Raw genomic sequence first — 13,472 nt, 5'->3', positions numbered from 1 at the left:
GCGTTCTATTACCGACACCTGCAAGAAAAATGAGCAGGCCATCTTAAATGCTTTCTTGACTATTGCTTCATCATAGAGGTACCTGAGTAGTTACTCAAGTTCATCGGTATTATTCTTTTTAGTAAGGTCGTGAGAAACTATAATCTTATAGACAAGCCATAATAATCATCTACTGTATACAGAAATAACTAGTGCAATGAGGGCAATAACAACAGAAAATAATGTAAAAATTATTATCGTTTGGTTGTTTTTCATGCCTCTAAAATTGAAGAACGCGGTAGCTGCCAGTTGTTGAAACCTGCACTCCTATAATGAGACTAATCCAATGTCTGTAATTCGTAAAGCAGATTCGTTATTTGCCTCAAGCATGCCAATAAAAATCAGGTATTTAGCTGCTTCACCTATATCCTGACTAGTAGCATTCCATTTTATCTCATGGTTGATATAAGGAGAGATACGCGGGAAAAGTTCATTCGGAGTACAATACTGACGGTCAGCTAGGGCTTCTAGTAGTACTGCATACAGGTGGTGCATTCGGTAGATCGACAATCCGTCACGGGATGTTTCTCCCAGTAAAAAATCCATCATAATGTTTTTTTTCGCACAAGATGTATTAAAATATTCGAAAATTGAAATAACATAATTGATCAACATGGAAGCGAATTAGAATTGACGGTGTTAGTTAAAGAGCAGGGAATGGGGATGTATGCTAAAATTCAATATCAAATGTATTGTTGGGCTAGCTTACAAAGCTAAAAATGACTCTATATTAAATCTTAGAGTATAAAACTAACAAATACTACAGAATGCATCATGTACATTTTCTTGGTTAAGAAAAGGTTTTTTGGGCTATAGGGATGAATGATTTTCGGATAAAAATCTGTGTGGGTAGAACTGCTGTTTCAAATTCTTTCTCATAATTTAAGCCCTGAAAATAGACCGAATGGCCAGTTTGTGACTAATCACACGTTCATATTTATAAGATTTCTATTAGAATAAGGCAAATAAGTTCAAAGTGGAGGTCATTTAAGCAAAAATAATGCTATCAAGTGCAAATACAGATAAAAGCATGCTTATTTAGCTACCCTATATTTGTATTTAATGTTATATTAAAAAATCATGTTTATTTAGAGCTGTCTAAATAAACTAAAACCAAATATATTTAAAATACATGGAAAGCTTAAAACAACTTGATTATGTAGCCATCATTATTTACATGCTTTTAATGGCTGGTATAGGTTTATTCCTTGGGAAATTTGTTAAAAATATTGGCGATTACTTTAAAGGCGGCAATTCTATTCCCTGGATCTCAGGAGCGATAAGTAACTTCATGACCAAGTTCAGCACTTTTATATTTGTTGCTTATGCAGGTATAGCATATACCGACGGGATGGTGGCCATTACTTTAATCTGGAGTACAGTGGTCCCAGCACTGGTAGGTGCTGCGGTTTTTGCTAAAAAATGGCGAAGAGCCGGAATAATTACGCCCATGGAATATTTGGAAACCAGATTTAGTCCAGTAGTAAGGCAAGTTTTTTCCTGGTCTGGAGTAGGGTTTAAGATTTTGGATAACATGGTGAGGCTTTATGCGCTGGCTCTGTTTGTAAATGCAGCCACAGGCCTTAGCCTTGAAGCATCCATTCTATCATGTGGAATTATTGTAGCATTATATACCATTGCAGGAGGTTTATGGGCTGTAGTGATTACCGATGTAGTTCAATTTGTAATTTTAATTGTGGCAACTTTAATATTGTTACCACTTACTATTGAAGCTGGTGGAGGGATTTCTAATATCATCAATACTATACCAGAACAGTTTAATTGGTTTAAAGGGCCTAAAGGAATGCCGCTTTATATCATGGTCTATTATTTAATGATATTAATAAAATACAGTGGAAACTGGACCTTTATTCAACGTTTTTATAGCGTGAGGGATGAGAAAGCAGGTAAAAAACAAGCTTTATTAAGTGCGGCTTTCTTCTTCATTTTTCCATTTATTTTTCTTTTTCCTTCCATAGCAGCAAGACAAATCATTCCTGATCTGGCAAATCCAGAAATGGCTTATGTAAGTATCTGCTTAAAACTCTTGCCAGAAGGGATTATGGGTTTAATGGTTGCAGCCATGTTTGCCGCAACCATGAGCGTATTGAGTGGAGAATACAATGTAACTGCAGGAGTTTTAACGAAAGATATATATCAGAGAGTATTTAAATCCAATGCATCAGATAAGGAATTGCTTTGGGTTGGTAGATTAATGACTTTGTTTTTAGGTGCCTTAATAACAGTTGGTGCTTTATACGTCGGTGGTTATGGAGGTGCTTTTGAAGCAAATAAATTATTTACAGGGTTATTTGCCATACCTATGACCATTCCTTTAATATTAGGAGTGATATTAAAACGTCCAAGTCCATGGGGGGCTTTGGCAACTGTGGTTGCGGGAATTATTACCGGTTTAATTTTAAACGCTAGTAATGCCGTGAGTTGGGAAGAAGGTACATTAATAGAAATTATTATTTGCGTTTCTATATTCCTGGTCTCAGGTATTAAAATCAGCAAAGATGCAGCATATAATAGCCGGGTTACTGCTTTCTTTAAAAGGATAAAAACTCCTTTAAGAGAAGATGAAAAACCTATAGAAAATTGGGGTTTTCAGCGTTCTATGAACAGATTGTACGCTATAGCCTTGTTGGTGGTAGGTTTATTATTTATGGTGATGAGTATGCCCTCTTTAGATGAGATCAGTGGAACATCTTCATTTATAGCAGGCATCATTTGTTTAGTACTTGCAGTAATCATGTGGTTTCTAAACAGCCGAAAAAAATCAACAGTTGTATCAGAGCTATGTGTATCAGAGCTATGATTTGGTTAGGCTTTTTGTCCTTCCATTATTTAATCAATTAAATCAATATGAAATTAAGCTTCCTTTTCTTTGGTAATAAGCCAGATGAAAAATGGCAATTGGCCAGGCAAATGGGAATGAAATATGCCATTGCTAAATTAGCTCCCGAACTTACAGGAGATTTGCCACCCTGGGATTTTGAATCACTTAAAAGATCAAAAAATATTTACGAAAAGGAAGGTTTCGAGCTGATTGGTTTTGAAGGTGATCAATTTGAAATGAATCGTATTAAGCTTGGGGTGGAAGGAAGGGATGAAGATATATTGAAATATATCAGGATGCTGGAAAATATGGGCAAGCTCGGTATTAAATTACTATGTTATAATTTTATGGCAACAGGGTGGTTCAGAACTGCAAAGAACATAAAAGAAAGAGCAGGAGCTTTGGTTTCAGGTTTTAATATGCAGGATGCGGAAAAACTGCCTTTAACAATATATGGTGAAGTTAGTGCCGAAAAAGTATGGGAAAATTATGCTTATTTCCTTTCACAGGTACTACCTGCCGCAGAAAAGGCCGGGGTAAAGCTGGCTATGCATCCGGATGATCCCCCTGTTCCTGTTTTGCAGGGTATTGGGCGAATATTTATCAGCGCAGAGGCAACTCGTAAGGCACTAAGTCTTTCAGATAGCCCTTCACATGGCTTAACTTTTTGCCAGGGAACCTATACAACGATGGGTGAAGATGTAAAAAACCTGATCCATGAATTTGGAAATAAAGGAAAAATATTTTTTGTACATATCAGAGATGTAACAGGTACAGCTGATAATTTCAGGGAGACCTTTCATGATAACGGCCCTACAGATATGGTAGATCTGTATCGGAGCTACCGTGATGCAGGTTTTGACGGCCCAATACGTTCAGACCATGTACCCAGCATGGCAGGTGAATCTAATAACCAGCATGGTTATGAGATGAAAGGCAATTTATTTGGTATAGGCTATATGAAAGGCATCATGGATGCATTAAATATTCCATCAATTTAATCAGAAAATAAAATACATAAATCATGAGTGTAGATCAATATAAAAAAGAAGTAGGGATGATGAAGCTGGATAGATTAATTGAATCCCGTGAAGGGAAATCAATAGCAATCTTTCCTATACCAGACAAAGAATTGTTGAGTCGTTTTGAGAAAATGTATACCGGGGCAATAAATGATGTATTACGTGAATTTTGCTTACTCAATCAGGCTTTGCCAGGTCATATTGTCCCTTTACGTGAATACCGTACTATTGCAGGTTTTGCTTTTACTGTAAAAAGTGCACCCAATGCGATGGTAAGAGGTGAAATGGAATTTCGTACGCAAATGCTGGATGAGATGCATGAAGATAGCTTTGTGATTTGGGATACCACTAATGATGCTAAAGCAACTTTATGGGGAGGAGTTATGACAGCCACTGCGAAAAGTAAAAAAGTAAAAGCAGCCTGTATAGATGGCGGAATTCGGGATACTCACCAGATTTTAGAAGCAGATTTCCCGGTTTTTTATAAATACAGAATTTCAAATGGTAGTTTGGGAAGATGCTTGATCACGCATTATCAAACTACTTTGCAAATTTCAGATGTAACTGTTAAACCCGATGATGTGATCATGGGAGACATTGATGGTGTTTTGGTTGTACCAAGAGATATAGCTTACGATGTATTATTAAGAGCAGAAGAAATTATTGAAAACGAGAAAAAAATATTCGGATGGGTTCATGAAGGTAAAACCATTCATGAGATCACTGAAAAGGGGGGATACTTTTAATATAACTTAATCAGCTTAAACAGGTATGATATGCAGTTGAATTTTGAAGATCTTACAGGTCGCTTAAAAGTAGAACTATTTTATAATAATTCTACTGCTCACCAGGCGCAATTAAGGTCTTACGCTACAGATGCTTCTGTTTACGAGGAAATGCCTTTAGCTGTAGCTTTACCAATGGACGATGATGATATTAAAACACTTGTTAAATTTGCCAGGCAACATCAATTTACATTAATTCCCAGGGCCGCAGGAACTTCTCTGGCAGGGCAGGTTGTAGGTAGTGGTATTGTAGTAGACATCTCTAAATATTTTAATCAAATTATTGAAGTAAATCAATCCGAAAAGTGGGTAAGGGTACAAGCCTGGAGTAATACGTGATGATTTAAATAAGTTTCTCTATCCTTACGGCCTGATGTTCGGACCAGAGACATCAACTGCTAACAGAGCCATGATTGGCGGCATGATAGGAAATAATTCCTGCGGTTTACACAGTATGGTTTGGGGTAATGTTAGGGATCATTTAAAAGAAGTGAAAGCGATTTTAAGTGACGGATCTGAAACTGTTTTTAAAGACGCGACCACTCTGGAAAATTTAAATCCATTTAAGAACAAGATTGAGGGAGAATTAACGACCCTGATTTCTGATTCGGAAAATCAGGAAATCATTAGAAGTAATTTTCCTAAATCATCAGTGAAAAGAAGGAATACAGGATATGCATTGGATGCAATTTTAGCTATGCAACCTTTTCAACTTGATGGAAAAGTTTTAAATTTATGCAGTTTAATTGCGGGTTCTGAGGGTACACTGGCTTTTGTAACTGAGGCAAAAATAAACTTGATAGATTTACCTCCAAAACAGGTTGCCTTACTTTGTATTCATACAAAATCTATAGATGAGGCACTTCGTGCAAATATCTTTGCTTTAAAACGGGCACCTAAAGCATCAGAACTGGTAGACAAATATATCTGTGATTTTACTATTGGACATCCTGAGTATGAAAAGAACAGGTATTTTATTGTTGATGATCCAGCAGCTATTTTAATGGTAGAGTTTATGGCTGATTCACTGGATGACGTTTTAGAACAAGCAACGATGTTGAAAGCGGATTTACAAACTGCCGGCATTGGATACGCTTATCCGGTTTTAATTAATCAGGATACAAAATTTGCCTGGGACATTAGAAAAGCTGGATTAGGCTTATTGCGTAACATCAAAGGAGATGCACAACCCGTTAATTTAATTGAAGATTGTGCCGTTGCTCCGGAAGATTTGCCAGACTATATTAACGATTTAGAAACCTTAATTGCAAAACATCAGGTAAAAGCATCTTATTATGCTCATGCAGGTGCTGGTGAACTGCATGTAGAACCTCTGATAAATCTGAAATCAAAAGAAGGTCTGATGCTATTCAGAAGAATATTAGCAGAAACAGTTGAATTAGTGAAAAAATATAAAGGCTCATTATCAGGTGAGCACGGAGATGGAAGGCTTAGAGGTGAATTTATTCCGGCAGTAATGGGAATAGAAACTTACCGGCTTTTTGAGCAGGTGAAAGCAATTTTTGATCCTCAAGGAGTGTTTAATCACGGCAAAATTACAGCTACACCAAAAATGGATACTCAACTTAGGGTAAAAATTAACCAGCAACAACCTCAACTTAAAATCATTTTTGATTTTTCTGAAACCGGGGGTCTTTTGGCTATGGCAGAAAAGTGCTCTGGATCTGGTGATTGCCGTAAAAGTGCTATTTCAGGAGGCGTAATGTGCCCGAGTTATATGGCTACACGCTAGGAGAAAGATACCACAAGAGCCAGGGCAAATGTATTAAGGCAGTTTTTAAGCAATGAGCATGATACGCATCCTTTAAACCATGCCGAAATTAAAGAAGTGCTTGATCTTTATATCAGCTGTAAAGGTTGTAAAACCGAATGTCCTTCTGGCGTGGATGTAGCTAAAATGAAAGCAGAATATCAACAGCAGGATTATGATCAAAATGGCATTTCTTTTAGAGTAAGGCTTATCGCTGGCTTTAGTGGACAAATGAAACTGGCTTCTGTTTTTCCGGCTGTTTATAATTTCATTTTCAATAAACCGGTTTTTAGAAAAATTTTAAATAAGCTGATTGGTTTTCATCCTGAAAGAATAATGCCTTCACTTGGATCAATAACTCTATTAAAGTGGTTTAAACAACGTAAATACAGTATTACAAGCGATAAAAAAGTTTATTTTTTTTGTGATGAGCTTACCAATTATAACGATGTAGAAATTGGTAAAAAAGCCATCAAGTTACTCAATGCTTTAGGGTATGAAGTTATTGTTCCAAAACATTTAGAAAGTGGTAGGACTTATTTATCAAAAGGCTTGTTAAGAAAAGCAAAGAGATTGCCAATACAAACATTAACCTGCTTTCAGAACTAATTACAGAAAATACTCCACTTATAGGAATAGAACCTTCTGCCATTCTTACTTTTAGGGATGAATATAGAGATCTCGCCGAGGCTCAAAACAAATCAAAAGCATTAAAACTAGCAAAGAATACATATACCATTGAAGAGTTTTTGGTTAATGAATTCAACCATCAAAGAATAGACCGTACAAAATTTACCGATAAAAAGAAAGATATCAAAATACATGGACATTGTTATCAGAAAGCTTTGTCATCACAGGAATACCTACAAGCCATGTTGAGTATCCCCAAAAATTATCATACTTCATTAATTCCTTCTGGATGCTGTGGTATGGCTGGTTCTTTCGGATATGAAAAAGAACATTATGATGTTTCGCAACAAATAGGCGAGTTGATTTTATTTCCGGCCGTGAAAACTGCTCCACTTCACACCATTATTGCGGCTTCAGGTACATCATGCAGGCATCAAATTAAAGATGGAACTGGAAAAAGGGCTTACCATCCTGTGGAGATTTTGTGGGAAGCCTTAAATGCTAACTGATTTAGATCTAATAAGGTATACCAATGAGTTTTAAAAGAACATGGCATGCGTAATTGGATTAGGTTAATGAAAAAATCGTCAATTTTAATCGGTATAGTTAAAGAATAAATTTTTTGCGCTTTGCAAATACAGTGCAAATCATTGCAAACAGAATTAAAGCTATGCTTACTATTATAAAATACATTTGTTTAACCTAATTAAATTCAATTCGTGAAAATGTTAAATGAGGATTTTTTATTAAAAAGCAGGATTTCTAAAGAACTATATCATCAGGTGGCATGCAAACTGCCCATAGTGGATTATCATAATCATCTGAACCCTGAGGCGATGGCATCAAATAAAAAATTTAGAAATATTACTGAATTATGGATTTATGATGACCAGTATAAACATCGCTTAATGAGGATACATGGTGTAGAAGAGCAGTTTATTACAGGCAATGCTCCAGACTATGAAAAGTTTTTAGCCTGGATGAAAATTTTCCCTAAAACTATAGGAAATCCGCTATATCACTGGTCTCAAATAGAAATCAAATATATTTTCGGGTCACAAATTAATCTTTTTGAAGATGAACCCTTAGCTATATGGGAAGCTTGTAACAAGCAACTTGGTGAGCAGGGTTTAGGTGTTATTGATATATTAAAAAAGTGGAATACAGAAATCTTAAGTACTTCCGATGATTTATTGGATGATCTTCAAAACCATAAAGCCATTACGGATAAAAAGGAAGATGGTATAAGTGTATTCCCTTCTTTAAGAAGTGACTCGGTTATTGCATTTCAAGCTCCAGGATTTCTAAAGTGGTTAGGGCGATTGGAAGAACTAACAGGAACAACCGTTCATAATCTTTCTGATTATGAAGAGGCTATAAAATTAAGGCTTAATTATTTCCAGGATGCTGGTTGCGCCTTATCAGATCATGCTTTGGATTCAAGTTTTACTTACAAATTACCGTCCAGGAGTGAGGCGATAGCTATTTTTAAGAAGCGATTAAATGAAGAATATTTAAACGAAAGGGAATTAACTGCTTTAAAATCTTATGTTTTTAAATTTCTTGGCGTTGAGTACGGTAAACGGAAATTGGTAATGCAGCTTCATATTGGTGCTCAAAGAGTTACCAGTTCAAGATTAAAGGCAATAGCCTCTAAATTTGGGGGGTTTGCAACTATTGGAGATACATTAAATATCCAAAGTTTATGTGAGTTTTTAGATGACCTGGAATGTGAGCAGGCTTTGCCTTCTACCATCTTATATACTTTAAATGCCGCAGATAATGATAGAGTAGCTACTTTAACGGGATCGTTTACGGAAGAAGGTGTTTCAGGGAAAATTCAGTTTGGTCCGGCATGGTGGTTTAATGATCATTATGATGGAATTGTTAAACAAATTACCGCCATCTCCAGCTTTGGACAACTGGATACCTTTATAGGAATGACCAGTGACTCAAGAAGTTTTCTTTCCTTATCCAGACACTACTATTTTAGAAGGATATTATGCCATTTATTAGGGGAATGGGTGGAGAAGGGCCTTCTCTCAGATAATTTTGAAATATTAGCAGCTTTAGTAACCAAAGTATGCTATGCTAATGCAAAACATTTAATCATCGCAGCAAATTAATAGCAGAAATAAAAATGACAGATCACAATCATCAAGTAGCCATAGTTACTGGCGCTGGAGGCACTCTTTGCTCTGAAATGGCAAGAGCCCTTGCAGCAAAAGGAATTAAAATAGCTTTATTGGGAAGAGATATTAAGAAACTGAAAATAGTAGAGGAGCAAATAGCGGCAGCCGGAGGCATTTCGCTGGCTATTAGTACCGATGTAACAGATCAGGCTTCTGTAGAACAGGCTCAAAAAATTATTTTAGAGCAGTTAGGCAAATTTAATATTTTAATAAATGGAGCTGGTGGTAATCAAACAGAGGCAATTACAACTATAAATGAATTCGATCCTAAAGAACTTACTAATACAGATCCTGATTTCAGGGGTTTCTTTAACCTGGATATGGACCGCTTTTTAGAAGTCATCAAAACGAATTCGATGGGTTCTATAATTCCATCTTTTGTTTTTGGTAAAACTATGGCATTTCATGGAGGAGGGTCTATCATCAATATCGCATCTATGAGTAGTTATAGAGCTTTATCCAGGGTGGCAGCTTATGCATTTGCAAAATCAGGTATGGTTAGTTTTACGCAATGGCTGGGAGCCTATCTTGCTCCAGCAAATATTCGCGTAAATGCAATTGCCCCAGGGTTTTTCCTGAATGAGAGGAGCACGAAACTTTTAACCACACCAGAAGGTTTTACAGAAAGAGGAGCATCTATTATGAAGCTTTCTCCAATGAAGAAGTTTGGTAAAGCACCTCAGTTAATAGGAACTATGAATTATCTGCTTGATGATGAAGCCTCTGGATTTGTTACAGGAATAACAATTTCTGTCGATGGGGGATTCCTTGCTTGTGGAGGTATTTAAATTAACCAAATTTAATATGAAAATTTTCTTCAGCATATTTTTTATTGCATTCCCTTTTTTGAGTTGGGGCCAATCTTATAAAATAGGGGATTTAAATGTATCAATAGAGGGAAAAGATGAAAATTTTAAAAGAGAAGTAAAGATTTCTTCCATCATCTCTGGGATAACAGAAATCGAAATAAGTATAAAGGCTGATAGGCAAGCTGATACCTGTAAGTTTCGCAGCCAAATCAAAATTTACTTCAGCCCTATTAGACCAGCCTAGTATGACTTTTATTAATAATAATAGTCAAAACCGTCTTACAATTGCTGCCTCAGAACTGATTTATCCAGTTACATTAAATGCCGGTGAAAATGAGGAGAATGAAGTTGGATTTGATATCAGGATTAGTTTGTTTGAATATGCGGATAAAGCAATGGACTTATATAAGGTTAAAATAAGGTTCGATAGCAGAAACATTCATTATAATAAAGCACAAAGCGATCTTTTAAACTGGTGGAAAACAGAGAACAAACTGACCTTTGCAAAGGTGCCACAAAAAGCGCACATGCCATTTTATTGTACATGGTATGCGCTAAAAGCAGATGGAGTAAATGCTTTTAACGTAGAAAAGCAAGCAAAATTGGCCAAACAATTAGGGTGTGAAACCATAATTGTAGACGATGGCTGGCAAAAAGCGCAAGATGCAAAAGCGGGCTATTGTCTTTATAATGGAGATTGGGAAGTAGATCCAGTTAGGTTTAAAGATTTTAAAGGCCATGTTAAAAATGTGCAGGCTATGGGCATGAACTATATGTTGTGGGTAGGCCCTAGTATGATTGGCGAAAAATCTAAAATTTATGAAAAATTAAAAGATAAAATGCTTTACAAGGCGGATTGGGCCAATGCATGGGTAGCAGACCCAAGGTTTCCAGAAGTTAGAAAATATTTGGCCGAACGCCTGATTACTTTGATGAAGGAGAGTGGGATTGATGGATATAAGATAGATTTTATGGATCTCATGAATTCTCGCTATGCAAGTAAAAATTTGGCTATGGGAAATGGCCGTGATTATGATAATGTAGAAGAAGCTACTGTAAAATTATTAGCCGATATTTATGCTGGTTGCCAGGCTTTGAATCCGGATGTGTTGATCGAATTCAGGCAATTCTTCACCAATCCGGTTTTACAACAATATGCTAATATGTTTCGTGCGGTAGATTGTCCAAATGATATCATGGAAAATCGTACCCGTACCCTGGATGCTCGTAATTTAAACAATCAGGTTATCCATGCTGATCCCCTTGCATGGAATGAAAATGAAAATGTGCAAGCTTCAGCTCTTCAATTGCTGCACACCATGCTTTCTGTTCCACAGGTTTCTACTGATCTCACGAAAATGAATGCCTCGCAGCTTAAAATGCTTAAATTTTTATTAAAGCAATGGCGGGAGTTTAACCTTGTACTTACGCGTGGTAACGCTTTGAATTATGGCCCCGATTCGCATTATACCTGGTCAGAGACTTCACTTGATAACCAAACAGTAATAGTAGCCTATCAGCAATCCATCCTAAATCCTAGAAATCTCGCTAAAAATAGCTTGATCATTAATGGTACACACCAGGATAAATTAGTGTTTGATTTAAGCACTGATTATGGTGTTAGAACGGTTATGGTTTATAATTGTACAGGAGATTTGATTCGGAAAGAAAAGATTAATTTTAATGGATTATTCAAGATAAACGTACCTGGATCTGGCATTGTTAAAATCTATTAATCGGATATAAGACTATCATCGTTATTTTTAAATATAACCCTCTATTATCAACAAGTAAAATGGAAAAGAAAATATCTAAGAAAAAAAAATATTGGGCATCACTCTTAAGTGCAAGTATATTTGTGCTGATCTTAATTATTCCAAACATAAGTTTTTCCCAAGAGATAAATACAGATAAAAACAGGGTGGGGTCTATAAAACCAAGGTCTACCAATGAAATATCTTCGTCTAATTGGTTGTTGGGCTGTGAAACTTTAGACCGGGACTATGCTAATTACGATTCCTATAAGCAATATATAGTTCCTTTAGGAATTAAACGGATTAGATTACAGGCTGGCTGGGATAAAACTGAAAAGGTTAAAGGTGTTTATGACTGGGCATGGATGGATCATATTATTAATGATGCATTAGAAAGAGGACTGCAGCCTTGGGTACAAACCTCATATGGCAATCATAATTACGAAAACGGTGGCGGAGCGAATTTAGGCGCCGGGGTACCGCGTTCTAAAGAAGCCTTGCTAGCCTGGGATAATTGGGTTTTTGCATTGGTTTCCCGTTACAAAGATAAAGTGAAAGATTGGGAAGTATGGAACGAGCCAAACTTTGGTGATAACATAGAAAATACGCCTGAGAAAGCTGCAGCTTTAAATATAAGGACTATTGATATTATAAAAAAAATTCAACCAGACGCCATCGTTTCAGGACTTGCAATGGGGCATATCTCCATTTCTTATGCTGATTCATTTTTTAAGATTTTAGCTCGTAAAGGTAAACTGGAGCTTTTTGATAACATGACATATCATGATTATTCCTATAACCCGGATGCTAATTATGGAAAAGTAGAAATGCTTAGGGCCACACTTGAACGCTATTCAAAAAAAGTAAAATTAAGGCAGGGAGAGAATGGTGCGCCCTCTGAGCCTCGTTTAGGAGGAGCTTTAGGAGATTATGATTGGTCGGAACTATCGCAGGCTAAATGGAATACCAGAAGGATGTTGGGTGATTTAGGCCATGATATAGAAAGTAGTGTATTCACTATTATAGAGATTGCTTATACAGGTGGTCCAATTACGAAGTTGAATGTTAAAGGTTTGATAAAATCTGATTCAACCAAAAAAGCAATTCGCCCAAAAATGGCCTATTATGCTGTTCAAAACGTTGCTTCGGTATTTGATAACTCCCTTCAACGGCTCAAAGATCTTCATCCTACATTTAATACAAAAGATATCCCTGAAAATGGATCGGTGGTCTACAGTGTAGGTACAGATAGGAGTGTAGCTGTTTATGGGTACGAAAACAAGGTTTCAAAAAAACAGTTATTTACCATATGGGTTGATGATTTTATCCCTACTAATACCAACGAAACCAGGAAAATAAATTTTACGGTGCTTAATGGCAATATAGACAATCCTGTTTATGTTGATATTATTACGGGCAATATTTATAAAATCCCAAAATCTAACTGGAGCAAAAAGGACGGGAAAATTATTTTTAACAATGTGCCTATTTATGATGCTCCCATTTTGATAACAGATGAAAGTCTGATCAAATATTGTAACTACTCAGGTACCTCTATGATGAAGCAATAGTCAAGAAAGCATTTAAGATGGCCTGCTCATTTTTCTTGCAGGTGTCGGTAATAGAAC

The 13,472-nt window shown here is 36.3% G+C and carries 13 protein-coding genes; 12 read left to right on the top strand and 1 reads right to left on the bottom strand.

The window, feature by feature from the left end; translation table 11 throughout:
• Window positions 1–306 precede the first annotated feature (306 nt).
• Entirely contained in the window at window positions 307–549 is a 243-nt protein-coding gene (locus AAKU52_RS16185; RefSeq protein WP_354335452.1) for a hypothetical protein, read from the bottom strand.
• 622 nt (window positions 550–1,171) lie between these two features.
• Here AAKU52_RS16185 and AAKU52_RS16180 point away from each other — a divergent pair.
• The 12 genes from AAKU52_RS16180 to AAKU52_RS16125 all read left to right on the top strand — a co-directional run bounded on the left by AAKU52_RS16180 (window position 1,172) and on the right by AAKU52_RS16125 (window position 13,415).
• On the top strand, window positions 1,172–2,860 hold the full coding sequence (locus AAKU52_RS16180) for a sodium:solute symporter family transporter (protein ID WP_354335450.1): 1,689 nt from the start codon (window positions 1,172–1,174) through the stop codon (window positions 2,858–2,860).
• Window positions 2,861–2,907: 47 nt separating this feature from the next.
• Window positions 2,908–3,882, top strand: a complete 975-nt coding sequence (locus AAKU52_RS16175) for a mannonate dehydratase (RefSeq protein ID WP_354335447.1) — start codon at window positions 2,908–2,910, stop codon at window positions 3,880–3,882.
• Between the two features lie 23 nt (window positions 3,883–3,905).
• A complete protein-coding gene (locus AAKU52_RS16170; protein WP_354335445.1) occupies window positions 3,906–4,649 on the top strand; it encodes an RraA family protein in 744 nt (247 codons plus the stop codon).
• A 30-nt stretch (window positions 4,650–4,679) separates the two neighbouring features.
• On the top strand, window positions 4,680–5,027 hold the full coding sequence (locus AAKU52_RS16165; RefSeq protein ID WP_354335443.1) for an FAD-binding oxidoreductase: 348 nt from the start codon (window positions 4,680–4,682) through the stop codon (window positions 5,025–5,027).
• Between the two features lie 34 nt (window positions 5,028–5,061).
• Entirely contained in the window at window positions 5,062–6,441 is a 1,380-nt protein-coding gene (locus tag AAKU52_RS16160) for an FAD-linked oxidase C-terminal domain-containing protein (RefSeq protein WP_354335441.1), read from the top strand.
• 96 nt (window positions 6,442–6,537) lie between these two features.
• Complete coding sequence (locus tag AAKU52_RS16155; RefSeq protein ID WP_354335439.1) at window positions 6,538–7,068, top strand: (Fe-S)-binding protein; 531 nt, start codon at window positions 6,538–6,540, stop codon at window positions 7,066–7,068.
• 140 nt (window positions 7,069–7,208) lie between these two features.
• Window positions 7,209–7,598: a (Fe-S)-binding protein gene (locus AAKU52_RS16150; RefSeq protein ID WP_354335437.1), complete on the top strand. Its 390-nt coding sequence runs from the start codon at window positions 7,209–7,211 to the stop codon at window positions 7,596–7,598.
• A gap of 216 nt (window positions 7,599–7,814) precedes the next feature.
• Window positions 7,815–9,215, top strand: coding sequence for a glucuronate isomerase (gene uxaC, locus AAKU52_RS16145; RefSeq protein ID WP_354335435.1), 1,401 nt, complete (start codon window positions 7,815–7,817; stop codon window positions 9,213–9,215).
• A gap of 14 nt (window positions 9,216–9,229) precedes the next feature.
• Window positions 9,230–10,069: an SDR family oxidoreductase gene (locus tag AAKU52_RS16140; RefSeq protein WP_354335433.1), complete on the top strand. Its 840-nt coding sequence runs from the start codon at window positions 9,230–9,232 to the stop codon at window positions 10,067–10,069.
• 16 nt (window positions 10,070–10,085) lie between these two features.
• Window positions 10,086–10,334, top strand: coding sequence for a hypothetical protein (locus AAKU52_RS16135; protein ID WP_354335431.1), 249 nt, complete (start codon window positions 10,086–10,088; stop codon window positions 10,332–10,334).
• A gap of 1 nt (window position 10,335) precedes the next feature.
• The gene (locus AAKU52_RS16130) at window positions 10,336–11,826 is read left to right on the top strand and encodes a glycoside hydrolase family 36 protein (protein WP_354335429.1); all 1,491 of its coding nucleotides are present in this window, start codon (window positions 10,336–10,338) and stop codon (window positions 11,824–11,826) included.
• Window positions 11,827–11,885: 59 nt separating this feature from the next.
• Window positions 11,886–13,415, top strand: coding sequence for a GH39 family glycosyl hydrolase (locus AAKU52_RS16125; protein ID WP_354335425.1), 1,530 nt, complete (start codon window positions 11,886–11,888; stop codon window positions 13,413–13,415).
• Window positions 13,416–13,472 lie beyond the last annotated feature (57 nt).

It is taken from the genome of Pedobacter sp. CG_S7 (genome assembly GCF_040544395.1).
GTDB lineage: Bacteria > Bacteroidota > Bacteroidia > Sphingobacteriales > Sphingobacteriaceae > Pedobacter.
Note: the sequence above shows the minus strand (reverse complement) of the source record. Positions and strands in the feature narration are given on the sequence as shown.